24 protein-coding genes are annotated in these 26,000 nt (G+C 64.4%); 13 read left to right on the plus strand and 11 right to left on the minus strand.

The window, feature by feature from the left end; all coding sequences use genetic code 11:
• The first annotated feature begins 24 nt into the window (after positions 1–24).
• Complete coding sequence (locus BKK80_RS25510; protein WP_071071809.1) at positions 25–996, plus strand: Bug family tripartite tricarboxylate transporter substrate binding protein; 972 nt, start codon at positions 25–27, stop codon at positions 994–996.
• Positions 997–1,389: 393 nt separating this feature from the next.
• On the opposite strand, the gene BKK80_RS25515 is transcribed toward BKK80_RS25510, so the two are convergent.
• Complete coding sequence (locus BKK80_RS25515) at positions 1,390–1,938, minus strand: flavodoxin domain-containing protein (protein WP_071039804.1); 549 nt, start codon at positions 1,936–1,938, stop codon at positions 1,390–1,392.
• A gap of 306 nt (positions 1,939–2,244) precedes the next feature.
• Here BKK80_RS25515 and BKK80_RS25520 point away from each other — a divergent pair, with 306 nt between their 5' ends.
• The 3 genes from BKK80_RS25520 (at position 2,245) to BKK80_RS25530 (ending at position 7,351) form a co-directional block, all read left to right on the plus strand.
• The gene (locus tag BKK80_RS25520) at positions 2,245–4,272 is read left to right on the plus strand and encodes a 3-hydroxyacyl-CoA dehydrogenase NAD-binding domain-containing protein (protein ID WP_071073304.1); all 2,028 of its coding nucleotides are present in this window, start codon (positions 2,245–2,247) and stop codon (positions 4,270–4,272) included.
• Between the two features lie 19 nt (positions 4,273–4,291).
• Positions 4,292–5,470 carry an acetyl-CoA C-acyltransferase gene (locus BKK80_RS25525; protein WP_071071811.1) on the plus strand — a complete coding sequence of 393 codons (1,179 nt, stop codon included), beginning with the start codon at positions 4,292–4,294 and terminating at the stop codon, positions 5,468–5,470.
• Between the two features lie 231 nt (positions 5,471–5,701).
• Positions 5,702–7,351 carry an AMP-binding protein gene (locus tag BKK80_RS25530; RefSeq protein WP_162287359.1) on the plus strand — a complete coding sequence of 550 codons (1,650 nt, stop codon included), beginning with the start codon at positions 5,702–5,704 and terminating at the stop codon, positions 7,349–7,351.
• A gap of 582 nt (positions 7,352–7,933) precedes the next feature.
• On the opposite strand, the gene BKK80_RS25535 is transcribed toward BKK80_RS25530, so the two are convergent.
• The 3 genes from BKK80_RS25535 to BKK80_RS25545 all read right to left on the minus strand — a co-directional run bounded on the left by BKK80_RS25535 (position 7,934) and on the right by BKK80_RS25545 (position 10,745).
• Positions 7,934–9,037, minus strand: coding sequence for a porin (locus BKK80_RS25535; protein WP_071071820.1), 1,104 nt, complete (start codon positions 9,035–9,037; stop codon positions 7,934–7,936).
• Positions 9,038–9,337: 300 nt separating this feature from the next.
• Positions 9,338–9,748 carry an LIC_13387 family protein gene (locus BKK80_RS25540; RefSeq protein ID WP_205683743.1) on the minus strand — a complete coding sequence of 137 codons (411 nt, stop codon included), beginning with the start codon at positions 9,746–9,748 and terminating at the stop codon, positions 9,338–9,340.
• A 280-nt stretch (positions 9,749–10,028) separates the two neighbouring features.
• Positions 10,029–10,745: an enoyl-CoA hydratase-related protein gene (locus tag BKK80_RS25545; protein ID WP_157903340.1), complete on the minus strand. Its 717-nt coding sequence runs from the start codon at positions 10,743–10,745 to the stop codon at positions 10,029–10,031.
• A gap of 274 nt (positions 10,746–11,019) precedes the next feature.
• Between BKK80_RS25545 and BKK80_RS25550 the strand changes: the two genes are divergently transcribed.
• Together BKK80_RS25550 and BKK80_RS25555 are read left to right on the plus strand one after the other, a co-directional pair.
• Complete coding sequence (locus BKK80_RS25550; protein ID WP_071071824.1) at positions 11,020–11,481, plus strand: hypothetical protein; 462 nt, start codon at positions 11,020–11,022, stop codon at positions 11,479–11,481.
• On the plus strand, positions 11,481–12,482 hold the full coding sequence (locus BKK80_RS25555) for a PaaX family transcriptional regulator (protein ID WP_071071826.1): 1,002 nt from the start codon (positions 11,481–11,483) through the stop codon (positions 12,480–12,482). Before BKK80_RS25550 ends, BKK80_RS25555 begins: the two co-directional genes overlap by 1 nt.
• A 17-nt stretch (positions 12,483–12,499) precedes the next feature.
• On the opposite strand, the gene BKK80_RS25560 is transcribed toward BKK80_RS25555, so the two are convergent.
• The 4 genes from BKK80_RS25560 to BKK80_RS25575 all read right to left on the minus strand — a co-directional run bounded on the left by BKK80_RS25560 (position 12,500) and on the right by BKK80_RS25575 (position 16,303).
• Positions 12,500–13,666, minus strand: coding sequence for an epoxide hydrolase family protein (locus BKK80_RS25560; RefSeq protein ID WP_071071828.1), 1,167 nt, complete (start codon positions 13,664–13,666; stop codon positions 12,500–12,502).
• Positions 13,663–14,619 carry an NADP-dependent oxidoreductase gene (locus tag BKK80_RS25565; protein WP_231908149.1) on the minus strand — a complete coding sequence of 319 codons (957 nt, stop codon included), beginning with the start codon at positions 14,617–14,619 and terminating at the stop codon, positions 13,663–13,665. The genes BKK80_RS25560 and BKK80_RS25565 overlap by 4 nt, the downstream gene beginning before the upstream one ends.
• A gap of 68 nt (positions 14,620–14,687) precedes the next feature.
• A complete protein-coding gene (locus BKK80_RS25570; protein WP_071071829.1) occupies positions 14,688–15,458 on the minus strand; it encodes an enoyl-CoA hydratase-related protein in 771 nt (256 codons plus the stop codon).
• Between the two features lie 26 nt (positions 15,459–15,484).
• Positions 15,485–16,303, minus strand: a complete 819-nt coding sequence (locus tag BKK80_RS25575) for a Phenylacetic acid catabolic protein (RefSeq protein ID WP_071020886.1) — start codon at positions 16,301–16,303, stop codon at positions 15,485–15,487.
• A gap of 208 nt (positions 16,304–16,511) precedes the next feature.
• Between BKK80_RS25575 and BKK80_RS36710 the strand changes: the two genes are divergently transcribed.
• From BKK80_RS36710 to BKK80_RS25585, 3 genes are all read left to right on the plus strand, one after another.
• Positions 16,512–16,841 carry a hypothetical protein gene (locus BKK80_RS36710; RefSeq protein WP_157903341.1) on the plus strand — a complete coding sequence of 110 codons (330 nt, stop codon included), beginning with the start codon at positions 16,512–16,514 and terminating at the stop codon, positions 16,839–16,841.
• A gap of 160 nt (positions 16,842–17,001) precedes the next feature.
• Entirely contained in the window at positions 17,002–18,843 is a 1,842-nt protein-coding gene (locus BKK80_RS25580; protein ID WP_084545755.1) for an acyl-CoA dehydrogenase, read from the plus strand.
• Positions 18,844–18,910: 67 nt separating this feature from the next.
• Positions 18,911–19,879, plus strand: a complete 969-nt coding sequence (locus tag BKK80_RS25585; RefSeq protein WP_071020881.1) for an NAD(P)H-dependent flavin oxidoreductase — start codon at positions 18,911–18,913, stop codon at positions 19,877–19,879.
• A 74-nt stretch (positions 19,880–19,953) separates the two neighbouring features.
• Here BKK80_RS25585 and BKK80_RS25590 read toward each other — a convergent pair whose 3' ends face one another.
• Together BKK80_RS25590 and BKK80_RS25595 are read right to left on the minus strand one after the other, a co-directional pair.
• Positions 19,954–20,955, minus strand: coding sequence for a PaaX family transcriptional regulator (locus BKK80_RS25590; protein ID WP_071071826.1), 1,002 nt, complete (start codon positions 20,953–20,955; stop codon positions 19,954–19,956).
• A complete protein-coding gene (locus tag BKK80_RS25595; protein WP_071020895.1) occupies positions 20,955–21,416 on the minus strand; it encodes a hypothetical protein in 462 nt (153 codons plus the stop codon). The genes BKK80_RS25590 and BKK80_RS25595 overlap by 1 nt, the downstream gene beginning before the upstream one ends.
• Before the next feature lie 130 nt (positions 21,417–21,546).
• Between BKK80_RS25595 and BKK80_RS25600 the strand changes: the two genes are divergently transcribed.
• The 4 genes from BKK80_RS25600 (at position 21,547) to BKK80_RS25615 (ending at position 25,647) form a co-directional block, all read left to right on the plus strand.
• The gene (locus BKK80_RS25600; protein ID WP_071020874.1) at positions 21,547–21,840 is read left to right on the plus strand and encodes a hypothetical protein; all 294 of its coding nucleotides are present in this window, start codon (positions 21,547–21,549) and stop codon (positions 21,838–21,840) included.
• An 89-nt stretch (positions 21,841–21,929) separates the two neighbouring features.
• The gene (locus BKK80_RS25605) at positions 21,930–23,828 is read left to right on the plus strand and encodes an AMP-dependent synthetase/ligase (protein WP_205683744.1); all 1,899 of its coding nucleotides are present in this window, start codon (positions 21,930–21,932) and stop codon (positions 23,826–23,828) included.
• Positions 23,825–24,601, plus strand: coding sequence for an enoyl-CoA hydratase/isomerase family protein (locus BKK80_RS25610; protein WP_157903342.1), 777 nt, complete (start codon positions 23,825–23,827; stop codon positions 24,599–24,601). The genes BKK80_RS25605 and BKK80_RS25610 overlap by 4 nt, the downstream gene beginning before the upstream one ends.
• Positions 24,598–25,647 (plus strand): 2Fe-2S iron-sulfur cluster-binding protein, encoded by a 1,050-nt coding sequence (locus BKK80_RS25615; protein WP_071020871.1) that lies wholly within the window; start codon positions 24,598–24,600, stop codon positions 25,645–25,647. The genes BKK80_RS25610 and BKK80_RS25615 overlap by 4 nt, the downstream gene beginning before the upstream one ends.
• Before the next feature lie 100 nt (positions 25,648–25,747).
• On the opposite strand, the gene BKK80_RS25620 is transcribed toward BKK80_RS25615, so the two are convergent.
• Entirely contained in the window at positions 25,748–25,945 is a 198-nt protein-coding gene (locus BKK80_RS25620; protein WP_071039816.1) for a hypothetical protein, read from the minus strand.
• Positions 25,946–26,000: the final 55 nt, after the last annotated feature.

Here is a 26,000-nt window from a genome sequence, read left to right on the forward strand (position 1 = left end):
CTATTCAAAACCAGGAGACATGCAATGTGGGGAAAAGGCATCACCGTGGCCGCTGCCATGCTCATCGGGACCGGCGCGTCGCCGGTCAACGCTCAGTCATATCCGTCAAAGCCCATCACGCTGGTTGTGCCTTTCGCCTCCGGAGGGACGACCGACATCGTCGGGCGAATCGTCGCGGATGGACTTGGCAAAAGGCTTGGCCAGCCGGTCATCATCGACAACCGCGGCGGTGCGGGCGGCAATATCGGTGCCGCGCTCGTCGCCAATGCCAAGCCAGACGGCTACACCCTGCTGATGGGCTACAACGGCACCAACGCGGTCAATCCCTCTCTGTACAAGCACCTGGCCTGGGACCCGGTCAAGAGCTTCGACCCCATTGGCATGGTCGCTCGCGTCAACAATGTCGTGGTCGTGAACCCGTCCCTGCCGGTCAAGACGCTGCCAGAACTCGCAGCGTATGCAAAGGCGCATCCGAACCAGCTGAACTACGGGTCTGCAGGGCCAGGCAGCATCTTCCACCTCGCTGGCGAACTGTTCGCCAGTCAGGCGGATGTCAAGATGTCGCACGTGCCTTACAAGGGGGCGGCGCCGGCGCTCAGTGACCTGATGGCTGGCCAGGTCCAGCTCATGTTCTCCACCATTCCCACCGCATTGCCGTTCATCAAGGCCGGGAAGTTGCGCGCCATCGCGGTGACCGGCTCCGAGCGTTCGCCGGTCTTCCCGCAGCTTCCAACGGCCAAGGAGGCGGGTTATCCCGGGATGGTGGTCGACTCGTGGTTCGGTGTGTTCGGTCCGAGGGGCGTCCCCGCCGAAGTGCGAGCCCGGTTGGAAAAGGCCGTGAAGGACGTCGTCAACGACCCATCGGTGGCAGACCGGCTGCGCGCCCAGGGTGCGGAACCGAGGAGTTCCACCTCCGGCGAGCTTGGGGCAACGCTGGCGGCGGATCTGCGCAACTGGAACAAGGTGATCGCTGCCGCCAAGGTCAGCCTGGAGTAGGGCTTCCGGTTTCCGTTGCCTGCCGGCTCAGCGGCCCCCGAGTTTCCCGGTGTCGAATCCCGTCACGAAGAAGTCAATGAGGCCATAGCCGAAGATCCACTGGTTCCGCTCAAAGAAGACCTGCCGTGGCGCCTCGCCGCCTTTGACGCCCTTCGTCGTCTTCGCCTGTTCAATGAACGCGGGACCCCTCCAGAAACTACCGAAGGCCGCCGACTGCCCGCCGGTTGCCGCTTGAGGTAGCCGAGCGCAACGGCGTCTTCTTTTGAGATCCCCTGCCTGGCCTCGTGGCCCATGGCGCCGAGGGTGCGTTGCGTTGGCGCGCTCTCCAATGTGTGCCGGCCCCGTTCATCGACGAACGGGGCCAGCCTTGTGCCGGTGGGCGGTGCTCGCCGTTCAGGCCTGGATCGCCACAGGACTGCCAATGCTCCCAGGCGGATCGCTCTGGCTTAGCGCGCCTGTCGCTGTGCCTTGCGCCGTGCCTTGCGCCGCAGTCAGCAATGCCGGTACCCACTCTTCAAGCCAGGCCAGGGCTGGCTCGTCAGGGAAGGACGTTCTGGATGCATCGATCTCCAGGCGGCTTCCGATTCGCACGGCCCCCTTCGCCGCCAGCGCTTCGTCGATCCTGCGGCCTCCCCCGCAGAACGTCTCAGCATAGGTCCGGTCGCCCAGCGCAATCACGCCGTAACGCATGTGGCCCAGCTCAATGGTGGCGTCCAGCAACTGTGCGTAGAAGCTGCGAATGGGATCCGGTACATCGCCCGCGCCGTGGGTGGCGCAACAGACGAGCAGGGCCGAGGCCTGGGCAAGGATAAGGGGGGTGTCCCGCTGGGGATCGACGAAGTGGCTGGCCAGGCCGAGCTCCTGTAGCCGCTCCGCGGCGAGGTCGGCAACGAGGGAAGCGTTGCCGGATTGAGAGCCTGCAAGGATGAGAACGCCTGCCATGGGTGAGGTTCCGTAGTTCACTGAGTTCTTGCAATGTAATACAAAAACAGATAACGTGGAACTTAAATATGTATTGCATTATCGGGTCGATCGATTGGGGGAGGCAGATGGAATCACGAAGCCATGCCGTGCCGGGGCTCGCGTTGTCGGCCGTCCTGCCATGCGTCGGTCGATCTCGGCATATGCGACGAATGGTACGGGAGTGCCGTGTGTGATCTATCTGCTAACGCATTGAGAAAGGAGCGCGTGCCTGTGTTGAAAGAAATCCTGGATGGGGTGGCTATCGTCGAGTTGGACAATCCGCCGATGAACAGTCTCAACCTTGCGTTGAGGCGCCGGCTGATCGAAACGATCGGGCGTATCGCCGGCATGCCGGAGGTGTCGGCAATCGTTCTGGTTGGCGCGGGAGGCGTGTTCAGTGCCGGCGCGGACATCGGCGAGTTCGATACGCAGCAGGCCTTCGTGGAGCCGTCGATCCATGCCGTGATGGCAGCTGTCGAGTCCAGCACCAAGCCTGTGATAGCGGGTATCGAAGGGCTGGCCATGGGCGGTGGGCTGGAACTGGCCATGGCCGCGCACTGCCGCGTGGCGATGGCGGGGAGCCGTATCGCGCTGCCGGAGATCAAGCTCGGTCTGATTCCCGGCGCCGGCGGCACGCAACGCCTTCCGCGTGCGATCGGCCTTGAGGCGGCCGCGCGGATGATCTGCAACGGGGATCCCGTCAGGGCCGATGCGCCGAGCCTGGCCGGCCTGTTCGACCTGGTGGTCGAGCAGGATCTGCTGGAGGCTTGCCTGGGCCTGGCGCAGCGGATCGTGCGCGATGGCATGAAAGCGTCTTTGTTGCGCGACCGCGCCATGCCGGCGCCGGCGTCGCCGCTGTTCTATCAGGAGTTGGAGCAGCGGGCCGGCAGCAAAGGACAGTGGCCCACGGCCGTGAATGCGTGTATCGCCTGCCTGCGGGCGGCGGAGGCCATGCCAGTGGAGGCTGGCCTGGCATTCGAACGCGAAGCGTTCATGAAGCTGTTCGACAGCCCGGTTTCCGGCGCACTCAGGCATGCGTTCATCGCCGAGCGGACGGCCGCGAAGATTGCCGGCCTGCCGGCGCAGACCGGGATCCGCCCGCTTCGCGCGGCAGCCGTCGTGGGCGCCGGCACCATGGGCGCGGGTATTGCCATGACGTTTGCCAACGCCGGCATTCCGGTCCGTCTGCTGGAGATGAAGGAAGACGCGCTGGAGCGCGGATTGGCGGTGATCCGTGCGAACTATGAAGGGTCGGTACGGCGCGGCAAGCTCTCGCGGGCCGATTGCGACCAGCGCCTGGCGCTGATCCGGCCCACGCTGTCCTATGAAGAACTGCGCGATGCCGACGTGGTGGTGGAAGCTGTCTACGAAGACATGGATGCAAAAGCCGGTGTCTTCCGGCAGCTGGATACGTTTTGCAAGCCTGGTGCCATTCTTGCCAGCAATACTTCGACGCTGAACCTCGACAAGCTCGCCGCGGTAACGTCGCGGCCGGCCGACGTGGTGGGCATGCACTTCTTCGTGCCAGCGAACGTGATGCCCCTGTTGGAGGTAGTCAAGGCAAGGGAGACCTCGGCGGAGGTCCTGGCGTCAGTGATGAAGCTCGCCAAGCGTCTGAAGAAGACAGGGGTCGTGTCCGGCGTCTGCGACGGCTTCATTGGCAACCGGATGATCGACCCGTATCTGCGCCAAGCCTATTTCCTGCTGGAGGAAGGGGCGCTGCCCGAGCAGATTGACCGCGCGCTCGAAGCCTGGGGGATGGCAATGGGACCGTTCCGCGCAGGTGACCTGACCGGCTTGGACGTGTTGTGGAGTGTACGCAAGCGCCGCTACGTCGAGGTGCCCGGCGTGGTGTATTCCCGCTTGCCGGATCGCCTGTGCGAGCTGGGGCGTTTCGGCCAGAAGACCGGGGCTGGCTATTACCGCTACGAGCCGGGCGCCCGGGAAGGCAAGCCGGACGACGCTGTCCGCGCACTGGTGGAGGGTTACTCCGCGGAGATCGGCAGGGCCCGCAGGCAGATCTCCGACGAGGAGATCGTCTCGCGTTGCATGCTTGCGCTCGTCAATGAAGGCGCGGCGATCCTGGACGAACGCATCGCGCAGCGGGCTTCGGACATCGATGCCGTCTATCTGCTCGGATACGGATTCCCGGCATTCCGCGGTGGCCCCATGTACTACGCGGACACGCTGGGCCTGCGCGAAGTCATCGCATCGATGGCGCGATTCCAGGAACAGGCCGGCTCGGACCCGGCGTTCTGGCAGCCGCACCGCTTGCTGCTCGAATTGGCCGAAAGCAACGGCACTTTTAACTAAACGAAGGGAGACAGTGAACATGAAGGATGCAGTGATCGTTTCGACCGCACGCACGGGTTGGGGAAAGGCATGGCGCGGCGCTTTCAATATGACGCACGGCGCGACCATGGGCGGGCACGTGGTCAGGCACGCAGTGGAGCGCGCCGGTCTCGACCCGGAGGAAGTGGAAGACCTGGTTCTCGGATGCGGCAATCCGGAGGCTGCCAACGGCCTCAATATCGCACGGCAAAGCGCGCTGCGCGCGGGCTTGCCGGTCACGGCCAGCGGCGTCACGGTCAACCGCTTCTGCTCCTCCGGCTTGCAGGCCATTGCGATGGCCGCGCAGGGCATCGTGACCGATGGCGTACCGGTGATCGTGGCGGGGGGCGTCGAATCGATCTCTTGCGTGCAGAACCAGTTGAATACGCACATGCTGCACGAAGCGTGGATCGCGGAGCACAGGCCGTCGGCCTATCTCTCCATGCTGCAGACCGCGGAGATCGTGGCGAAGCGATACGGCATCTCGCGCCAGCGCCAGGATGAGTATGGTGTCAGCAGCCAGCTCCGCGCCGCCGCCGCGCAGCGGGCTGGAAAGTTCGCCGACGAGATTGTCCCCATGACAACCGTCAAGCAGCTGACCGACAAGGACACTGGAGAAACGGAGCAAGAGTCGGTCACGATCTCGGCCGACGAGGGCATCCGTCCGGATACCACCTATGCCAGCGTTTCCGGTATCAAGCCGGCCTTCGAGGGGGGCGTCGTGGCGGCAGGGAACGCCAGCCAGTTTTCCGATGGCGCCTCAGCGTGCGTGATGATGGACGGGGTGCTGGCGCAGAGAAAGGGCCTTGAACCGCTAGGTATCTACCGCGGCTTCGCAGTCGCGGGGTGCGAACCTGACGAAATGGGGATCGGGCCAGTGTTCGCCGTGCCGCGCCTGCTCCAGCGTGCGGGCCTCAAGATGGACGACATCGGCCTGTGGGAGTTGAACGAAGCGTTTGCGGTTCAGGTGCTGTATTGCCAGGATCGACTTGGCATTCCGGAGGAGCGCCTGAACGTCAATGGTGGCTCGATCGCCATCGGCCATCCCTATGGCGCCACGGGCGCGCGCCAGGTCGGGCATGCGCTGATTGAAGGCAAACGACGTGGCGTGAAGTATGTCGTCGTCACCATGTGCGTCGGCATGGGCATGGGTGCCGCGGGTCTTTTCGAAGTCTGCTGACCGCGCAAGGCAAGGCACCGGGCCGGGCTCAGCACAGGAGACGTGGAGCGCCTCCGCAGGCTGATGGGACGGAAAGGCCGCTGCAATGCGAAAGAAAAGCCATGGGCCGCGGCAACGACGGATCGGCGGATTGCCGACTCGCACCGGCCGGAAGCGGAGGCATGAGTTTGCGCGTGGTCCCATGGCTTCATGAGAGCGGGAATGGAAAAGTAAAAAATGGAGACATCGCAAATGGAACAGAATGCCTGGAACAGGTACTATCCAGCCGGCGCCTTGGCGTCCTATCGGGAGGAAGCAGGATCGCCGGTGACATTGTTCACCCGTTCGGCGAGCCGGTATCCGGAGCGGAACTGCCTGAGCTTCGGCGGTCTCACCCTAAGCTATGCGCAAACGCTGGATCTCGTGCAGCGCGCGGCGGCAGGGCTGCAAGCGCATGGCCTGCGCAAGGCCGACCGGATCGCCCTGCTGCTGCCTAATCATCCAGGTTTTGTGATCGGATACTACGCCGCGCTTCAGATAGGGGCGGTAGCGGTAGCGATCAATCCGCTTTATCCCACGCGCATGATCGCTACGCAGCTGCACAATAGCGGCGCGCGCGTCCTGGTCGTGGCGGATCTTCCCGGCTTGCTCGAGACGGCCTCGGCGTGCCTGGAGCAGGGCGTGGTCGAATCGGTGATCGTTGTCCGCATGGATGCTTCGGATCTGCGGTCCGGTGCCGACTCGCCAGCGCCCGCCTTGGCGCCGCGCATGGTCTCGCTGGCTTCGATCCTGGCGAACGCAGGCCATCCGCAAGCCGTTGCGATCGATCCGCTGGAAGACCTTGCCGCCTTGCAGGCAACCGGAGGCACCACCGGAACGCCGAAGTTCGCGATGCTGACGCACAACAACTTCTGGATCAATACCCAGCAGGCCAGGCTGATGATGAGCGGGCTGAGAGAGGGCAAGGAGGTCTTCCTTGTCCCGCTGCCGCTTTTTCATATCACCGGCACGACCTTGCTGATGCATCTCGGCCTCGCGGTTGCCGCCGAGCTGGTGCTGATGCCGAAGTTCGATATCGGCGCGGCCATCACGCTATGCATCGAGCGCGGTGTGACCAATCTCGCGGCCGTCCCGACTATCTATACGGCTTTCCTGGATCACCCCGACGCGGACAAGGTCAACTGGCGCGGGATGACCCAGGTGATGGCGGGCGGTGGTCCACTTCCGCCCGAAACAGGCGTGCGCTTCCTGGAGCGCTTCGGTGTGCGTATCCGCCAAGGTTACGGCCTGAGCGAATGCAGTCCAGGCCTGACGATGATGCCTGACTGCGCAGATGGCCCGGTGAACTCCATCGGGATTCCGATTCCGGGCACGCAGATCCAGATCCGCGATCCTGCCGATCCTGCGCGAGTGCTGCCAGCGGGGGAGGCAGGTGAGATCTGCGCCACAGGGCCGCAGGTCATGAAGGGCTACTGGAATCTTCCGGAGGAGACGCAGGCAGTGATGACAGCGGACGGATTCCTGCGCACGGGCGACATCGGCAAGATGGATGCCAATGGATTCATCGAGATTGTCGACCGGTTGAAAGACGTCATTATCGCTAGCGGCTACAAGCTGTTTCCTACCGCGATCGAAGCCGCGGTCTGCGAGCATCCGGCGGTGAGCGAGGTGGCCGTGATCGGCGTTCCCGATCCCTATCGCGGCGAAACCGCAAAGGCGTTCTATAGCTTGCGTCCCGGGGCGGCGCTGGATGCCGACGAATTACGTATCTTCCTGTCCGGCCGCCTGTCGCCGATGGAAATGCCGAAGCTCTTCGAGATGCGGGAGGCCTTGCCGAAGACCGCCGCAGGGAAGATCTCCCGTCTTGCCCTGCGCGAGGAGGAGCGGGAGAAGGCCAGGTAAGCAGCCAGGTAAGCACGTTGCCCGTCAAGTGCAACGCCACGCAGGCGGCGACGGCGCGTTGTCGCCTGCTTTCCACGTTTGCCATCATTCGGGCGCGGCCGCGCGCTGCGGCATACGCGGTCGACCGGCAGGAAGCTGCGGGCCGGCAGCCGACGTCTGCGAACTGCTGAGCCGGTTAAACGTGCTCGGGCAATTCTTGCCGTGGGCTCGCCGGGCGAGCCGGCGGGACCAAAGGCCGCACGCGCCTGACCGAGCCGGCAGCAGCGCTGCCGGCGGCAATCACCCAGGGCATGGCGGAGGAGCATTCTGGCTTCCAGGCCGCGGACGTGCGCCCTTTTTCCATCGATCCGTGCCATTTCCTGCGCGTCATTCCCTGTGTGTCATTCCCTGCGTGCCGATGGCGACGTCGTGAAGACAGGCTCTCCCAAGTAGCACGCTGCGCCCTCGGTCAGATGACGTGGGTGGCCGGTCCGCCGCAGCGTAGCGAATCCGGAGCCGGCACGCCTGCCGGATGACGGAAATGGCCACCCGAAAGGCTGCGCCGAGGACGGGCGCAGGCGAGTCGGGCAGCCATCCCTGCCGTCAGAATTGGTGCTTGATACCGGCGTAGTACATGCGCACCCGTGCGCCGGCGTCCTGCAAGGGCAAGGGAGACGAGCCGTTGAGCCCGCCCAGCCAGAAGTTGTAACGGCCATTGCTCTGGTTGCGCAGCTCAACCGCTGTCACATCCAGCCAGGTGCGCTTGCTCAGGGTGTATTGATAGCTGACCGACAACATGCGCGCGCCGGTTTCGGCCAAGGTGCTGCCGTTCTGGTGCACCGGCAGCGCCTGTCCGTATGTCAGGGAGAACAGATGCGGGCCTGTCGCGTAGCTAAGCGGAACCGCGAAGGCAATGCGATCCTGCCTGCTGCCGGTCACTTTATCGTCGACGCGATTGCGATCCACCACGGCCCCGAGGCGCAAGCCGTTGTATGTGTAGCCAAAGGCGAGCTTGTCGGCCATCTGGTCGAGCGATCCCACGGTTTGCAAGGGCAGGATGCCCTGGCTGTTTCGCTGCATATGGTAGAAGCCGATATTCAAGGGGCCTTTGGTGTAGCTGGGGCTGAGGTACCAGGTACGATTGCGGCCCGCGCCGGGCTGCTCGGCATCGAACGAGTACGATGCCATCACCGCGAAGCCGCCGAAATCCGGCGTTTCGTAGCGTACGGTGTTGTTGAGGTAGTTGCCCGCGAAGTTGGCGCCATTGATGGAGCCGATCACATTCAATGAGTTGGCGGCGCTGGGCGCCGCGTCGAATGCGCCGTGGGTGTCGGTAATGAACCAGTGATGGCTGAAGTACACCGACTGCCGGCCTAACTGCAGACGTCCGAACGTTGCGCTATCCACGCCGACATAGAAGGCCCGGCCCGCGCCCTGCGCGCCGGTGTCGGCGGAGAAGTCCCATTCGAGATGGTAGAGCGCTCTCGCGCCGTTGCCGAGATCTTCCTTTCCGTCGAGAAAGAAGAAGCTGGTCTGGTTGCTTTCCCGGAATACGCGCGACGCCGTGCCGCCGGGATTTGCCGCTCCGCTTACCGACGTGGCATCCAGCCCCAATTTGATCTGACCGCCTAGCAGGACATTCTGGGCGTGGGCGAGGGCAGGGGTGCACAGCGCGGCCGACGCGCAGATTCGTGCAAGGATTCTCATGGTCTCCTCCGTCATTTGTATGATCGATTTCTGGTTGAAAGACTTGGAGCAAGGCGCGCACTCTGTTGTCAGGAAAGTGTTCGCGATGCGCCTGTGCGGATCCGTCGCCTGGTTGTCGCGAGCGTTCGGGGGCGCTCCGAAGCGGGTCTGCTATGGAGGCTGATCGGTCATTCCCTGGTGGGGAACCGGCGTGTCTGCGCGGCGGTCGCAGCGCAGTGGACACATTGCATGACGAGCGCCGGCGGACCGCCGCAGGCGCTGCCCGAGAGAACGGATCCGCGCGTGCCGAGTTGCGTCGGCTTATGACGCCAGCGCAATCGCGCCAGCGAGATACAGGGAAAAGGCGAGCAGTATGCCGAGCAGTGGCGTACGGAACCAGTAGCGCTGGGCGACGGCGGCATAGGCCGCCAAGGCCGATGCGCCGAGCAGCTGGAGAAACAGGGATGCCCTCAGTAGCCCGGGAGCAGCCTGCGCCAGGTACAGGTAGAACAATCCGAACAGGATCGCGCCGAAGCTATGGCTGGCGTTGAATCCGATCCATGCATTCCACATGGTTGTCCGGCCGGAGATGACCGGAGAGGAAGCCTGCATCTTTGCGGCCGCGTCCTGTTCTTTGGGGTGGAGTTTACGTGAGGCGAAGGTGTATGCCAGGTGCACGGCGCCGAGCGCCAGCATGATCGAGGCACTGACAGAGATCAGTATTGCTCCCAAGATGTCTCCTTTCAACGAATGGCTGGATTGCCGCAGTGCCGGATCTGACGCCGCGCCGGTGTCCTGATTCTTGAATTCGTGGAATCACTGAGTCTGTCGAGAAACCGAGCGAGGCGAGGCGCGAAGCCGGGCAGGGCTGGGACCTTGCGAGCATTCGTGACGACGCGTCGTGCGGACCATCGGCGGACTCAGGACGGATCCAGGGCGGACTTGGTCCACGAACTCGTGATCCAGGACACTGGAGGGCTTCCGCTGCGGGACACCGAAAGCGTGTGGCGCATCAGGCCGTGCGGGCGCGTTGTTGAAAAGCGCGGAATCTGTCCTGTGCGTCCGCGCTTTTCATGAGGCGCTGGAACTCCTTTGCTTCCGCGGCGAGGGCTGCCTTGACAGCTGGTGCGGCATGGCTTTTAACGAGCTTCTTCGTGGCCATGGCGGCTTGCAGCGGGAGCGACGCCAGCCTGGCGGCCAATGCCTTCGCGGTTGCGAGCAAGGCGTCGTCATCCACCACCTTGTAAACCAGACCGGCTTCGGCCAGCTGCGTAGCGGACATGCTTTCACCAAGCAGAAAGCTCGCCATCGCGCGCTGGTGCCCCAGCGCTGCTGGCAGCAAATAGCTGGAGGCGGCTTCGGGGCAGAGACCAAGCTGCACAAAAGGCACGCTTGCCCGGATCGACGGCGCCGCCAGCACAAGGTCGCAATGCAGCAGGAAGGTCATGCCAACGCCAATCACATGTCCCTGCGCCGCGGCCAGCAATGGCTTCGGAAATGTGCTGATCGCGTCCAGGAAGGCAAATGCGGGTGAGGTGGCCAGGTCTTCCGGCGCGTCGATAAAGTCGGCGAGGTCATTGCCGGCAGAGAACGAGGTGCCGGCGCCGGTCACCAGCACCGCGGCTATCTCCGCGCTGTTTGCCGCGTGCTTCAGATGCTCTGCGATGGCGATGTACATCTGCCTTGTCAGCGCATTCTTCTTTTCCGGGCGATTCAAGGTGATGTGCATTACCCGATCCGATACCGCAACTGTGATGTGAGATGTCTCGACTGCCATGATTGCTAGCTCACCTTTGATGGTTGACCGCGGGGACGCATGCCCCTTCGGGTCGTTTCAGGAGGGAATGCCTGCTCAGGTCTGCTGTGCCACGCCTCCGCGTTGCCGGGCATCTGGAGCCGCGGATGGCGGTCAGGCCGGCGCAGAGAGTACGCAAAGTGCGCGCCCCCAGTATAATACGAATTCTACTTCTTAAAACAATCTATTTGTATTGCATGGAGACGGCATGAACCACCCAGGCTGGAACGAACACGGACGTCGGCAGCAACTGGCGCGCTTCGGCTACCGCACCGATGCGCAGGCGCCGGCGCCACTCGCCTTCGACGCCGAATGGAGTCGCCTGCAGGCGGACTTCCCTTGCCCCCCCGGGCAGCGCGTGCCCACCTATGCGGCCCTCGACACCGCCGCCGCCGAACTCGCCAGGCAGTACATGCGCGACCGCTTCCAGCTCGACAGCCTGCTCAACCAATGCGACGCCATCCATGCCGACATCGTTGCCCTGGGGCCGCACCCGGAGGTGGTCGAACGCTACGCCAGCGCGCGCGACGCCTTCGAGGACGCGGTCGAGCGCTTCGGTGTGCTGCGGGGCCGGCTGCAGTCGGCTCTGGCCGCCGCAGCCACCGCCGGTGACGCGCCTGGCGCCGGTGCGCCGGCCGATATAATCCGCCCATCCAAGGAGGATTCGTGATGGCGAAGGCGGCAACGACCAAGGCCCGGCAAGTCAGCTGGGAAGAGTTGAGCGCAGGGCTGGCCGGGCAGGTTCCCTTCTCGCCGAAGGCGATCATCAGCACGGTGTTCGGCGACATGCTCTCGCCCGGGCGCGGGTCGGTCTGGCTGAGCAGCATCGTGCAGCTGGTGAGCGCGTTCGGACTGGAAGCGTCCCACGTGCGCACCGCCGCGCTCAGGCTGGTGTACGACGGCTGGCTCGATGCGGTACGCAGTGGCAAGTACAGCTACTACTCGCTCAGCAAGGAAACGTTCGAGAACACCCGGGACTACTTCGAACGCGTCTATGGTGAGCCCAGGTCCGCCTGGGACGGCAGCTGGCAGATCGTGCTGTTCGAACCCGACAACCTTGACAAGCGTGTCGTGGCCGATCTCAAGCTGCGACTGCAATGGCTCGGCTTCGGGCCGTTCGCGCCCAATCTCTACGCGGCGCCGGGTAACGACCCCGGCGCCTGCCAGCACCTGGTGCGCGAGCTGAAGATCGAGGGCAAGGTGCAGATACTGAGCGCGACGCCGGCAAGCCAGATGGCGCCGGCGCCCATGGAGGCCACCATCCGCAAGGCCTGGCGCCTGGACGCGGTGGAGGCCGGGTACCGGGACTTCATCGCGCTGTTCGGACCGGTGCAGGCGGCGCTGTCGGACGGGGCGATTCCCCCGGCAGCCGCTTTCCAGGTGCGCACCCTGCTGGTGCTGGCCTATCGCCGCATCGTCTTGCAGGATCCCAAGCTGCCGCTGCAGCTGCTGCCCTCCTCATGGGCCGGCACCGAAGCCCATGCGCTGTGCCGCGCGCTGTATTTCCAGCTCCTGCCGCCCTCCGAAGTGTTTCTCGCCGAGACGGTGCAGACCAGCGAAGGCGTTCTCGCCCCCGTCTCGGACGAGGTATTGCGGCGCTTCGGCGGCGCGCCGTCCGCGGCGCCGGTCTTGCAGGGCCGGCGCCGGGCCGCAAAGGCGCCTGCGGCGTAGCTGGCACAGTGGCAACTTCAGGTATTCAGCGCAATAGTGAAACGCTGGAGTTCATCCGCCAGTGCCGCGCTTGCCATCCACCCCGGAAAGTGTCCGCCAACCGGATGCTCGTTGCGATAGATCAGCCGGTGCGCCCGTTCGATCCAGCGGCTGGGCGGAGGCGGGAAGAAGCCGCCGCCGAAGCCGGAGTATCCGGTAGGGACCACGCAGCGCTCGCCGCCAGCCAGCGCTTGCGGCGCGTGGCGGTCGGCCCAGTAGATCCACGCGGCGGAGCCCAGGCTGCCGGTCAGCCAGTAGCTGGATGCAAGGGTCAGGATTGCCGACTGGAGACGCTCGGGATCCTGCTGCGCAGCGGGGCCGGACCACTGGTGCAGCTTTTCGGCGATCCATGCCAGCACGAATGCTGGCGAGTCGGCCAGCCCCACCGACAGCGTGGATGGCCGGCTGGCCTGCAGTTCGCGGTAACCGCCATCCACGGCAAGCCGTTTCTGGGTGTGGCGAATCCAGGAGCGCTCGGCGTCGTCAAGCGGGTCTGACGCGTCGATATCCGGCTTCAACCCCATCATCGTCAAGTGCAGGCCTGCAACCCGTTCCGGTGCATCGACCGCCAGCCAGCTGGAGACCACGGCACCCCAGTCGCCGCCGTGCGCAATCACGGGACCGAGTTCAAGCCCTTCGTCGATCAGCAGCCGCCATAGGCGAGCGATGTCCCGGGCATGCATCGGCCTGGACGGCGCAGACGACCAGCCGAACCCGGGCAGCGAGGGGGCCACCAGCGTAGGGCTTCCCCTGCCGCCGCCGTGGCGCTCCCGCGCCCGCAACTGCTCGATGACCGGGACGTACTCGACCGGCAGGCTTGGCCAGCCATGCGTCATCAGGATGGGCCGGGCATCACCGCTGCCGCCGGCAACGAAGGCATGGACGTGCAAGGTGCCGAATCCTTCCGTCTCGACCTCGAAGAACACGGAAGGCACGGCGTTCAGCGCCTTCTCCAGCAGGGCGAAGCCGTCCCCGGCTTCCCACCGGGCAGACAGGGCGCGCAACCACTCCTGGTCCACGCCGAAGGACCACCCCGCGCCCGGGCTGGCCACCGGCCAGCTGGTGGTGCGCAAGCGCGCCCGCAACGCCTCCAGGCGCGCTGCCGGCACGGTGAGCGCAGAGGCATACCGTCTGATGATTCTCACGACTCTCCTCCTGTCGCGCCATGCAGCCGCAGCAGTTGCTTGCCGGTGTTGCTGCCCTCGAACACGCGCGCGATCGCCTGCAGTGCATGCTCGATCCCGTCGACGATGTCGACACGCTGGCGTAGCGCTCCGGAACGATGCCAGTCCCAGAGCCGGTGCTCCGCCATGGCAAACTGAGACTCATAGTCGAAATAGACGAAGCCGCGCATGGTGGCGCGCTGCCCGATCAGTGCAAGGTAGTTGGCGGGTCCGACCGGCTTGCGTGCGTTGTATTGCGAAATGCCGCCGCACAGCACGACGCGCCCGCCGGTATTGATCCGCTTCAGTGCCGCGTCGAGCACCGCGCCACCGACGTTGTCGAAGTAGATATCGATGCCCTGCCTGCACAGGGCCTTCAGCCGCTGGTCGACATCGCCGCCGGTGTAGTCAACCACCTCGTGCGCGCCATCGCCGAGCACCGCTTCGCGGCGCCGGGAACTCGCCACTCCAATCACGTGGCATCCGGCCAGTCGCCCCAACTGCACGACGGCCGAGCCCACCGAGCCCGCCGCTGCCGACACCACAAGCGTATCCCCGGGGGCCGGGCGGCCGACGTCGAACAAACCGAAGTAGGCGGTCATTCCCGCCAGACCGCAAGTGCCGAGCGCGACCTCATCCGGGATATCGTCCGGAATGCGGCGCACGCCGACACCTTCCATAAGCCCATCCGACAGCGCATGCTCGCGCAAGCCGAACAGGCCGGTAACCCGCGTGCCTTCCGGGAACTCCGCGTGGCGGGATGCGATGACGACGCCCGCCGAGATTGCCCGCATCGGCTGGCCGAGCGCCACCGGCGGGATGTAGGAGCGCAACGGGCTCATCCATCCCCGCATGGCAGGATCAATCGACACGGTGGTCACGCGAACAAGGAACTGCCCTCGGTCCGGCATGCCGATCTGGCTGTCGTGAAGCACGAGGTCTGTGGAGGAGACCGCTCCTTCCGGCCGACGCTCCAGGCGCCACTCTCTATTTCGCATCATGTTCACCGATGAAGGAAGACAGGTTTGCGCCGGTCAGCGAAAGCGCGCATGGCTTCCTTCTGGTCATCCAGAGCAAAGGTCGCGTGCAGAAGGCGGCGCTCGAAGCGAAGGCCGCCGCTGAGGCCCGTATCGAAGGCCGCGTTGACGCTTTCCTTGATCATCTCGACAATGGGTAGCGAGTATCCGGCGATACGCGCCGCCATTTCCAGGGCTGTCCGGATATGGTCCCCGGCTGGAACCAGGATCGAGACGATGCCGATGCGCTCCGCCTCATCCGCGCCAAGCAGCCGCCCCGTCAGGCAGAGCTCCATCGCTTTTGCCTTGCCAATGGAGCGGGCCAGGCGCTGAGTGCCACCGCCGCCGGGAATGGTGCCGACCGAGACCTCCGGCTGCCCGAAGCGCGCGCTAGCGTCGGCCACCACGATATCGCTCATCAGCGCGAACTCGCAGCCGCCACCAATGGCGTAGCCGGCAACCGCCGCGATGACGGGCTTGCGGCAATACGACAGCACTTCCCAATCACGGCTGACGAAATTCCGCACATAGGCTTCGGCGAATGTCTTCTCGGTCATCTCCTTGATATCGGCGCCCACGCTGAAGCAGGATTCGCCGCCGGTCACGACGATCGCACCGATTTCCGGGTCTTCGTCGAGGGCACACACAATGCGGCTAAGCTCGAGAACCAGTGCTTCGTTCAGCGCGTTCTTTGCTTCGGGCCGGTTCAACGTGACCAGCCCGACGCGCCCGATGCGCTCAGACAATACCAATGACATCTTTGCTCCTTTCGGGTTCTCTCGTCTTACTCAGCGGCAAGCCGTGAATCGAGTTCCTGATCGTCCATCGCATAGCCCATGCGCTGGTCATAGTCCGGCTGAACGTCGTCGACCCACTCGAGGCCGGCCTCCTGAATGCGCTTTCTGACGAGTTCAAGGTACTGTGCCTGGCACGCTTCCGGCCGCAGGATCTTCAGACCCATGTCGTAGTAGCGCTCGAAATTGGCAGACTGCGTTTCCCCTGCCAGGGAAGGACGGCCGTACATGCCCATCCCCATCGCCAGAAACTTTGGCACGCGCCGTTGCAGCCGCTCCCACGCTTGCGAGCCGCCGAATTCGATCGCACGTTTGACGGCCCACAGGCCGAAGCCCATGTGCCCCACCTCCTCGCGCGCGATCCGTTCCGAGGCGCGGGCCCAGGGGAGGTAAGAGCATTTCGTGTACTGCCCCAGGAAGATCACCGCGCCAGGGGTTGCGACGCACGACATCATCGCCACGTCCTCCCAGCACTGGAACTGGTCGCGCCAGTAGGACCGGCGAAACCCGTTGATCACGTTGACCCGCGCCGGGTCGGGGTTCTCAGGATGGTCGCGCAGTTCCGCAAGCCTGGGCTTTACGTCGATGCCAAGGTCCTCCAGCACGGTCCACAGATAGAAAGCATGGCCGTATTCCTCCATCGTCTTCTTGGCGAGCCGATAGGCCTCCTCCGGCCGCGGCGCGAAGCAGAGGTTCTCGCCGACCCGCTGGGCGCCGGCATACTCGGAATCCGCCTGGAAGCTGAGCAAATGGATCAAGGCTTTCCGATAGTCCGCAGGAAGGGTATCTCCCTTGTCGTAGTACTTCATGTTGTTCTCCTGTTGAAAAAAAAGAAGGGGCAGATCGCAGGTCTACGGCGCGTTGTCTGCCGGTTTGGCAGACTGGGTTCGGCTTGGAGTCAAAGCGGATCGGCGCCAGGCTCGGACGCTCTGGCGTCATGCGGAAGATCGCTGGATCCCGGCGCGCATGCCACTTGCCGCGTCACGGTTGGTCCACCACCGGTATCCGGCAACCACCATGCACCTGCTGAAGAATCAGTTGGCGGGTACCGGTGTGCCTGCCTTGACCGAAGCCGGGGCGCGGACCGCCGGACGGATCGCGCCCCCTCGCATCGACCTCGACCAAGCCCAGACGCACGGCATTCGCGCTGGTGCTTCTCCAGGAAGCACCGATGCCGCTGAGAGCACCGTAGCCGCCCAGCGCAATCTCTTTGTCCGATACACCTCTTACCTGCGTCCTCCCAACGCATGGCAGCAATGCGCGGAACGCAGGCCACCGTGCGACCAGGCCTCGTGGTTTCATCTGGCTCCTCCAGTCGATGCGCTCGACTTGGTAATACAAATTTAAGATGTAAGTTAGATGATTTTGTATTACATTGCAAGAGCTCAGTGAGCGACGAAATCTCACTTCCGGCGGGCATCCGCATCCTCGCAGGCACCCGTTCCTGCATTGCGGGCTGGACAGCGCCGAGGGGTACCCGCCGAGTCAACCCAGAAAGGGAAGAAGAATGAAGAACGGAATGACACCCTATGTAGCCCCGCTTGAAGCGCTCGCCTTTGCCGTTGCCACCGCGACGAATGGCAACCCGCGATTGGCAGTAAAGGAAGACCTGGATTGGGAGACGTTCCAGGGCATCCTTGCCGCAAACGCCCGCCTGACCGAAGACATCCTGCTGCCGTTGAGCCGCCATTCGGACACCACGCATCCCGTACTGCACGCCGACGGGAAGGTCACCACCTCCGAAGCCGCGCGCAGCGCGTACAAGCAATTCATCGACGGTGGCTGGCCGGGCGCCCCGCTTCCCGTTGAGCTTGGCGGCTTGGGACTTACGCGCCTGGCGTGGGCGCCTCTTGCCGAAATGTGGAATGCAGCCAATCCCGCTTTCGCGCTGTGCCCGGTGGGCAACGTCGGCGCGGTCGACGCACTGCTTGCCTCGGCGTCGGCCACGATCATCGAACGGTATGCGTCGAAGATGGTGACGGGAACCTGGCCGGGCACCATGAACATCACGGAGCCGCAAGCGGGCTCGGATCTATCGCTGATCCGCGCGAGGGCCATCCCGGACCCCAGCCGTGGTCCCGGGCATTACAGGATTTCCGGGCAGAAGATCTTCATCACATTTGGCGAGCATGATCTCGCCGAGAACATCGTCCACCTTGTACTTGCCCGTTTGCCGGATGCGCCCGCCGGTGTGAAAGGCCTATCCTTGTTCCTCGTGCCGAAGTTCCTGGTCGGCGGCAGCGGGGCGATCGGCGAGCGAAACGATGTCAGATGCGTAGCGCTGGAGAACAAACTCGGCATTCACGGCAGCCCTACGGCGGTGATGGTCTACGGCGAGATGGGCGGGGCCCAGGGCTTCTTGATCGGCGAAGAGAATCAGGGCCTCAATGCGATGTTCGTGATGATGAATCTGGCGCGCTTCAGTCTCGGCCTGCAGGGCACGGGCATAGCCGAACGTGCCAGCCAGGCGGCCTTCTCCTACGCCGCCACCCGCATCCAGGGGCGCCATAAGGCATCCGGCGGGAAAGCAGTCGCGATCATCCATCATCCGGGAGTCAGGCGCGCGCTGCTGAATCTACAGGCCAATACTCATGCCGCACGCAATCTGACCTACTACAGCGCTTCGCTGATCGATGCGCTCGGCTCCCCCGCGTCAACCGCTGAACAGCAGGAGGCACAGCGCTTGCTCGGTTTCCTGACCCCCATCGTAAAGGGCTGGATTTCGGAAATGGCGGTCGACTCCACCAATGCCGCGCTGCAGATCTTCGGCGGGGCCGGGTATATCGAGGACACCGGCGTAGCACAGCTGGTACGCGATGCACGGATCACCACCATCTACGAGGGAACCACCACCATACAAGCGAACGATCTGGTGCATCGCAAGGTAATAGGAGATGGGGGAGCGGCATTCGCACTGATGGCCAGAAAGGTAATGGATACCGCCTCACGCCTGCAAGCTTCGCCAGCGCCGCGCCTGTGCCGTGCCGGCGCCCAGCTTGCCGCGGCGCTGTCGCAGGTCACCGCAGCCACGGACTGGATCGTCAGGCAGGGCGAAGACCGGAACGAGAGCGCGCTCGCGGTGGCCGAAGCCTATCTCGAGGCCTGCGGCAGGCTCTTCGGTGGTTGGCGCTTGCTTCATGCCGCGTTACTCGCCCAAAGCGGCACGGCTGCGTTCCGGTGCCCGCCCTCGCTGGCCGACGAACTGGAAGCCTGTTCGTCCTACTTTGCCGACTGGCAGCTGAGTCAGGTCGAAGGCCTGAGCTCGGCTGTCATGCGGGCCGGTGCCAGCGTGACCGATGCAGACTCCCTGTTCGAGGAAGCCGTCCGCAGACTCGGCCCTGCCGCATGAAGCCGACCGCAGCAGACCTCCAGCCTTGAAACCGTTGATATCGATCATCCCCAAGGAAACAGAGCCCATGGCCCTTCCCTCAATCCTGCAGAATCTGGCGTTGCCCGTGATGGCCTCTCCCATGTTCATCGTCAGCTATCCGGAACTGGTTCTCGCACAATGCAAGGCGGGCATCGTCGGCGCCTTTCCGACGCTCAACGCACGCCACCCGGAGTTGCTCGACGAATGGTTGACCCGCATCGCCGAGGAACTGAGCGCCTTCAGAGCGGCTAACCCTGGCCAGCCCGTCGGGCCGCTCGCGGTCAATCAGATCGTGCACCAGTCGAATACCAGGCTGGAACGTGACGTGCGCGTCTGCATCGATCACAAAGTGCCGATCTTCATCACCAGCTTGCAGGCACCGGTAAAGGAGATCCTCGACGCGGTGCATGGCTACGGGGGCATCGTCCTGCACGATGTCATCAGCGTACGCCATGCGCGGAAGGCGCTGGAAGCCGGAGTGGATGGTCTCATCGTGGTGGCTGCCGGCGCAGGCGGCCACGCGGGGACCCTGTCCCCCTTCGCACTGGTCGGCGAAGTCCGGAAATTCTTCGACGGCCCGCTGGTGCTGTCGGGCGCGATTGCCAACGGTGAAGCCATCCTCGCCGCGCGCGCCATGGGCGCCGATCTCGCGTACATCGGCACGCGTTTCATTGCCTCGCAGGAAAGCAATGCCGCCGAGGGCTACAAGCAGGCCATCGTGGGGGCCAATGCTGCCGATATCGTCTATACCAACCTGTTTTCCGGTGTCCACGGCAACTATATGCGGCAGAGCATTCTGAACGCCGGGCTGGATCCGGACAACCTGCCGCTATCCGACAAGAGCAAGATGGATCTCTCGGGCGGCGCGAGCAAGATCAAGGCGTGGAAGGATATCTGGGGGGCCGGACAGGGCGTCGGGTTGATGGATGAGATTCGGCCGACAGCGCGGATCGTTGCGCAACTGCAGGCCGAGTATCAGGCCGCGCGTCACCGGCTGCTGGCGCAAGACGCTTGACGAACCTTCCGGACTTTAGCGGATCGGCGCCAGTGCGGCCCGCGCATGGACCGCACTGGCGACGCCATATTGCGCTACGCCGCAGGCGCCTTTGCGGCCCGGCGCCGGCCCTGCAAGACCGGCGCCGCGGACGGCGCGCCGCCGAAGCGCCGCAATACCTCGTCCGAGACGGGGGCGAGAACGCCTTCGCTGGTCTGCACCGTCTCGGCGAGAAACACTTCGGAGGGCGGCAGGAGCTGGAAATACAGCGCGCGGCACAGCGCATGGGCTTCGGTGCCGGCCCATGAGGAGGGCAGCAGCTGCAGCGGCAGCTTGGGATCCTGCAAGACGATGCGGCGATAGGCCAGCACCAGCAGGGTGCGCACCTGGAAGGCGGCTGCCGGGGGAATCGCCCCGTCCGACAGCGCCGCCTGCACCGGTCCGAACAGCGCGATGAAGTCCCGGTACCCGGCCTCCACCGCGTCCAGGCGCCAGGCCTTGCGGATGGTGGCCTCCATGGGCGCCGGCGCCATCTGGCTTGCCGGCGTCGCGCTCAGTATCTGCACCTTGCCCTCGATCTTCAGCTCGCGCACCAGGTGCTGGCAGGCGCCGGGGTCGTTACCCGGCGCCGCGTAGAGATTGGGCGCGAACGGCCCGAAGCCGAGCCATTGCAGTCGCAGCTTGAGATCGGCCACGACACGCTTGTCAAGGTTGTCGGGTTCGAACAGCACGATCTGCCAGCTGCCGTCCCAGGCGGACCTGGGCTCACCATAGACGCGTTCGAAGTAGTCCCGGGTGTTCTCGAACGTTTCCTTGCTGAGCGAGTAGTAGCTGTACTTGCCACTGCGTACCGCATCGAGCCAGCCGTCGTACACCAGCCTGAGCGCGGCGGTGCGCACGTGGGACGCTTCCAGTCCGAACGCGCTCACCAGCTGCACGATGCTGCTCAGCCAGACCGACCCGCGCCCGGGCGAGAGCATGTCGCCGAACACCGTGCTGATGATCGCCTTCGGCGAGAAGGGAACCTGCCCGGCCAGCCCTGCGCTCAACTCTTCCCAGCTGACTTGCCGGGCCTTGGTCGTTGCCGCCTTCGCCATCACGAATCCTCCTTGGATGGGCGGATTATATCGGCCGGCGCACCGGCGCCAGGCGCGTCACCGGCGGTGGCTGCGGCGGCCAGAGCCGACTGCAGCCGGCCGCGCAGCACACCGAAGCGCTCGACCGCGTCCTCGAAGGCGTCGCGCGCGCTGGCGTAGCGTTCGACCACCTCCGGGTGCGGCCCCAGGGCAACGATGTCGGCATGGATGGCGTCGCATTGGTTGAGCAGGCTGTCGAGCTGGAAGCGGTCGCGCATGTACTGCCTGGCGAGTTCGGCGGCGGCGGTGTCGAGGGCCGCATAGGTGGGCACGCGCTGCCCGGGGGGGCAAGGGAAGTCCGCCTGCAGGCGACTCCATTCGGCGTCGAAGGCGAGTGGCGCCGGCGCCTGCGCATCGGTGCGGTAGCCGAAGCGCGCCAGTTGCTGCCGACGCCCGTGTTCGTTCCAGTCCGGGTGGTTCATGCCGTCTCCATGCAATACAAATAGATTGTTTTACGAAGTCGAATTCGTATTATACTGGGGACGCGCACTTTGCAGGACAGAGAACTACAGAGAACTACGGAGACGTGTGCGTAGAGGAAGGAGACAACTCATGTCGATCCGGTCCCGGTTCATCTTCGCGGGAAATTCGGTCGGCAGTATCCACGGCCTGATGGGGTTGCCGGGCTTGAGACTGGCCGCCACCTGTCTTGCCGTTACCGCGCTCGCCTTTGCAGGGATTGTCGAGCAGTTGATCAGCAAGATGGAGTCGGTGACGGGCAGATTCAACGGCCTTGTGGTGCTCCGGCGTCTGCATGGTTGTGCTCGCGGCCTTCGCTGGCTGGGTGTGGCCGGGTGTCGGCATCCTGCGCTCACCGCTTGGACGAGCACTACGCGCGAAGCGTGAACATATCGGGGATTTCTATCTGGGAGCGCAGGATGTCATGGCGAGGGAAGGCTGGGGCTGGAAACGCAGGCAGATATGGGGATAGCGAATTGAGCACTCTCACCTTAGTCCCCGGCGAGGGAACGCCGGAGAGACAGCGGCAGGACTACCGCCTCCAGAAGGAGGAGATTCGTCGGGACGCCAGCATCGGTTCGACGGTTGCCACGATGTTCCAGGCTCTGGTTGGCAAGTGGGGCGATCGCGTAGCGTTGCGCCGCAAGCAGGGCGGGACCTGGGAAGACATAAGCTGGCGGCAATTCGGCGACGCCGCACGCCAGGTTGCGGCGTCCCTGGCGGCTAGCGGATTCCGTGGCGGCGAGTCTGCCTGCATTCTCAGCAGCACGCGTCCGGAATGGATGTACTGCGACATGGGACTGCTCGGCATCGGGATGGTGGTCGCGGGCATCTATCCGACTGATTCCAGCAGCCAGGTGGCCTACCTGGCGGGAGACTGCAATGCCTCCATCATCTTTGTCGAGAACGACGCGCAACTCGACAAGGTACTGGCGATCAGGGAGACGTTGCCCGCATTGAGACTCATTGTTGTCTTCGACTTGGCAGGGCTGCGCGACCTTGCCGACGACATGGTCTGCAGCTTTGCCGATTTCCTGCTCCGCGGCGCCGCGTTCTCGCGTGCCCAGCCAGACTGGTTCGCGCGCCAGACAGGGAAGGTCCTTCCGGATTCGCTGGCAATTCTGGTGTACACCTCGGGCACCACAGGTCCGCCGAAAGGGGCAATGGTCAGCCATGCCAACCTGGTGTTCCAGGTGGTCAACAGCGCTCCGCTCTGGGAGATGCATGAGGGCGATGACCGTCTCGCGTTCCTTCCCCTGTGCCATATCGCAGAGCGGTATTTCACCTACTTTTCCATGTACCGCGGTGTTGTCTCCAACTTCGTGGAGAGTCCTGCGACGGTCCTTGATGATGTCCGTGAAGTTCAGCCGGAATTCATGCTGGCGGTTCCGCGCATCTGGGAGAAGCTGTACTCACAGGTAGACATGTGGTTGAAGGAAGGCACGCGCTTGCGGCGTTGGGCTTTTGGTTGTGCGATGGCGCTAGGCATGCGTCGGGAAAGGCTGGCTGCGAAGGGGGTTTCCCCTCCAGCGTGGCTGAAACTTGCGCTCTCCATTGCGGATCCGGTGGTGCTGCGTGGCGTCCGAACCAGCATGGGACTTGAGCGGGCGCGTTCGATTGCAAGCGGCGGCGCGCCCATCTCGCCGGAGCTCGTGCAGTGGTACGGGGCGCTTGGCATTGTCTTGCTCGAGCTTTACGGCATGACCGAATGCGGCACGATTTCGGCGAACCTGCGGCATGCCCGGCGCCTGGGCTCGGTAGGCCGCCCTGCGGGAGGCTGCCGGGTTCGCATTGCTGAGAATGGCGAGATTCTGGTTCGCGGGGCCAATGTCTTCGTGGGCTATCTGAATCAGGAGTCCAAGACAGCCGAGGTACTACGGGATGGCTGGCTCCATACAGGCGATGTGGGCCGCTTCGACGATGATGGCTATCTCTATATCACCGATCGTCTCAAGGACATCCTGATCACATCCGGCGGCAAGAATATTACGCCAAGCGAAATTCAGAACGCCCTCAAGTTCTCGTCGTATATCAGTGATGCGCTGGTCATCGGCGACCGGCGGAAGTACCTGACGGCCATCATCATGATCGACCGGGAGAACGTCGAGAAGTTTGCGCAAGAGGCGCAGCTTGCATATACGGATTTCGCCAGTCTTGTGGCCGTGCCTCAGATCCGCATGCTCATCGGCAAGGTGGTCGAAGCCGTCAATGCAAAGTTTGCCCGCGTCGAGTCGATCAAGGATTTTCGCATCCTGCCGGTCGAACTGACGCCGGCCCATGAGGAGGTCACGCCAACCATGAAGCTCAAGCGGCGCGTGATCGAGCGCAAGTGGGAATCCCTGATCGAGAGCATGTACGAAGGAGCATCATTGTGAGCGAGTTGGAAGTTGTCGAAGTCGGCGGGGTGCTGAGTGTTACCCTGGCCCGCCCTGCCAAGCGCAACGCCTTGACGACGCAGATGGTGCGGGCGCTGCGCACGGTTCTTGATGAAGCCGGCCGGAGCCGCTCCGTGCGAACGGTGCTGCTGCGCGCGCAGGGCGCCGCGTTTTGCGCGGGGCGTGATCTTTCGGACGCCGTGGCGGGCGAGGATGCTGCGGCCATCTTGCACGAAGAGATCAATCCGCTTATCGAATCCTTGAGCAAGGTTCCGCAGCCGACCATCGCTGCAGTGGGCGGCGCGGCGATGGGCGTGGGCCTCGGCCTGGCTCTCGCTTGTGATCTCGTGATGGCCAGTCCGTCTGCAGCCTTCGCTTCGCCATTCGCGCGCCTTGGCGGCATCCTGGATTCCGGTGGGCATTGGCTTCTGGCGCGGCGCATCGGCGGGAGCCGGACGTTTCGCTTGATTGCGACTGCCGAGCAGATCGGCGGGGAGGATGCCTATGACTGGGGGCTGGCCGATCTGCTCGTGCCCGACGAGGAACTCGATACGCGCGCGCGCGCGCTGGCGGAAGTGCTCGCCAACGGGCCGCAGGATGCGCTGCGCGAGGAGAAGCGGTTGCTTGCGGCAGCCATGACTTCGACGTTGGCGCAAACGCTGGCACTCGAGGCTACGGCCCAGGGCTGGGCGGCGGGTACTGCCGATTACCGCGAGGGGATCGCAGCGTTCAAGGAGAAGCGCCGACCGGCATTTCGCCTGGAGCGGCCATGAGCTATGCGGTAACGCTGGAGCCGGGCGGCGCTATGTTCTTCGCGGAGGCCGGAGAGATGTTGCTGGATGCCGCCCTGCGGCAGGGTGTAGCACTTGCGCACAGTTGCCGCCAGGGCATATGCGGGGCTTGCCGGGTCCAATTGATTTCCGGGCAGATCGATCGAAGCGCGGAGGAGCCTGTGGCAATGGATGGCGCCGAGTCCGGCGAGGTCCTGTGCTGCAGGGCGAGCGCGCGCAGTGACCTGGTGCTGTCGAGCACATTACCCACGGGCAGGCAACCACTGCCGGTCCGCAAGCTGCTCGGGCGCGTTGCCGGGATTCGGCGGACAGGGGCGGCGGATGTACTGATCCTCAGCATCAAGCTGCCGCGCGAGGCGGAGCTTGATTTCCGCCCGGGGCAGTACGTCGATCTGACGACCAGGGAGGGCGTTCGCCGCAGCTACTCCATCGCGCAGGCTTCAGGCAGGGGAGATTGCCTGGAGTTTCACATCCGGCATTGCCCAGGCGGCCGCTTTACCGATGGCCTGTTCAATGAGCGGGAGTCGCGGCCCGGCACCGGCCACATCGTGCAGGTGGAGGGGCCGTACGGCAGTATGTGGTTGCGGGAGGCGGATGCGCCGGTCATCCTGCTGGCAAGTGGCACTGGATTCGCCCCTATCAAGGCCATGGTCGAGGAGGCCATGCGTCTTGGTATCCACCGGCCGATGCGCCTGTATTGGGGGGGGCGTCGACCCGCTGACCTGTACATGGATGCGCTTTGCCGGCATTGGGCAGCGGCATGGGACGGATTTTCCTATATCCCTGTCGTGTCGGACGCTTGCGATGCGGATGCCTGGCAGGGGCGCACCGGATGGGTCCATCGCGCAGTGATGGAGGACATCGCCGATCTGGCGGCCTACCACGTCTATGCTTGCGGTGCGCCGATCGTGGTGGAGAGCGCCCGACAGGACTTCTCCCGGATCTGCGGCTTGCCGCGCGGCAGCTTCTTTGCCGATGCATTCGTTACGGCGAAGGATCTGTCAAGCGGGGTATGCGCTGCGGCTTGATGGCGCGTGCTTGAAGCGGGTAGCTGGCGGCGGGCCGTCGCGGCGCCGTCGGTACCGCGTTCATCGGGAGTCGCCGCTTGCGTGAACAATCGCGTCGAGCTCATTCGTCAGCCGGCCGCGAACGGGGGCGGCGGCGAAGCAGCAGGAATGCAGCGGGAATCAAGAACAAGGAGAGCAGTGGCGCTGTGACCATGCCGCCGACCATGGGAGCGGCGATCGCCTCCAAGCCGGTGCCGCCTGTCCTCATGATGGGCAGCAGGCCCGCCAGGATGACGGCGTTCGAGTCGAGGCCACCCATCAGGCGTAGGCCGGCGCTGCCCGGCTGGTCGACTGGATGCAGGCATGGTGGACGT

Origin of the sequence: Cupriavidus malaysiensis (genome assembly GCF_001854325.1) — a bacterium.
In the GTDB taxonomy this organism is placed as follows: Bacteria; Pseudomonadota; Gammaproteobacteria; order Burkholderiales; family Burkholderiaceae; genus Cupriavidus; species Cupriavidus malaysiensis.

What these genes read in the sequence shown, in the direction of transcription:
- BKK80_RS25510 (WP_071071809.1), top strand. Translation starts at nt 25, where the DNA reads ATGTGGGGAAAAGGCATCACCGTGGCCGCTGCCATGCTCATCGGGACC.
- BKK80_RS25515 (WP_071039804.1), bottom strand. Translation starts at nt 1,938, where the DNA reads ATGGCAGGCGTTCTCATCCTTGCAGGCTCTCAATCCGGCAACGCTTCC.
- BKK80_RS25520 (WP_071073304.1), top strand. Translation starts at nt 2,245, where the DNA reads ATGAACAGTCTCAACCTTGCGTTGAGGCGCCGGCTGATCGAAACGATC.
- BKK80_RS25525 (WP_071071811.1), top strand. Translation starts at nt 4,292, where the DNA reads ATGAAGGATGCAGTGATCGTTTCGACCGCACGCACGGGTTGGGGAAAG.
- BKK80_RS25530 (WP_162287359.1), top strand. Translation starts at nt 5,702, where the DNA reads ATGGAACAGAATGCCTGGAACAGGTACTATCCAGCCGGCGCCTTGGCG.
- BKK80_RS25535 (WP_071071820.1), bottom strand. Translation starts at nt 9,037, where the DNA reads ATGAGAATCCTTGCACGAATCTGCGCGTCGGCCGCGCTGTGCACCCCT.
- BKK80_RS25545 (WP_157903340.1), bottom strand. Translation starts at nt 10,745, where the DNA reads ATGCACATCACCTTGAATCGCCCGGAAAAGAAGAATGCGCTGACAAGG.
- BKK80_RS25550 (WP_071071824.1), top strand. Translation starts at nt 11,020, where the DNA reads ATGAACCACCCAGGCTGGAACGAACACGGACGTCGGCAGCAACTGGCG.
- BKK80_RS25555 (WP_071071826.1), top strand. Translation starts at nt 11,481, where the DNA reads ATGGCGAAGGCGGCAACGACCAAGGCCCGGCAAGTCAGCTGGGAAGAG.
- BKK80_RS25570 (WP_071071829.1), bottom strand. Translation starts at nt 15,458, where the DNA reads ATGTCATTGGTATTGTCTGAGCGCATCGGGCGCGTCGGGCTGGTCACG.
- BKK80_RS25575 (WP_071020886.1), bottom strand. Translation starts at nt 16,303, where the DNA reads ATGAAGTACTACGACAAGGGAGATACCCTTCCTGCGGACTATCGGAAA.
- BKK80_RS36710 (WP_157903341.1), top strand. Translation starts at nt 16,512, where the DNA reads ATGCACCTGCTGAAGAATCAGTTGGCGGGTACCGGTGTGCCTGCCTTG.
- BKK80_RS25580 (WP_084545755.1), top strand. Translation starts at nt 17,002, where the DNA reads ATGAAGAACGGAATGACACCCTATGTAGCCCCGCTTGAAGCGCTCGCC.
- BKK80_RS25585 (WP_071020881.1), top strand. Translation starts at nt 18,911, where the DNA reads ATGGCCCTTCCCTCAATCCTGCAGAATCTGGCGTTGCCCGTGATGGCC.
- BKK80_RS25590 (WP_071071826.1), bottom strand. Translation starts at nt 20,955, where the DNA reads ATGGCGAAGGCGGCAACGACCAAGGCCCGGCAAGTCAGCTGGGAAGAG.
- BKK80_RS25595 (WP_071020895.1), bottom strand. Translation starts at nt 21,416, where the DNA reads ATGAACCACCCGGACTGGAACGAACACGGGCGTCGGCAGCAACTGGCG.
- BKK80_RS25600 (WP_071020874.1), top strand. Translation starts at nt 21,547, where the DNA reads ATGTCGATCCGGTCCCGGTTCATCTTCGCGGGAAATTCGGTCGGCAGT.
- BKK80_RS25615 (WP_071020871.1), top strand. Translation starts at nt 24,598, where the DNA reads ATGAGCTATGCGGTAACGCTGGAGCCGGGCGGCGCTATGTTCTTCGCG.
- BKK80_RS25620 (WP_071039816.1), bottom strand. Translation starts at nt 25,945, where the DNA reads ATGGGTGGCCTCGACTCGAACGCCGTCATCCTGGCGGGCCTGCTGCCC.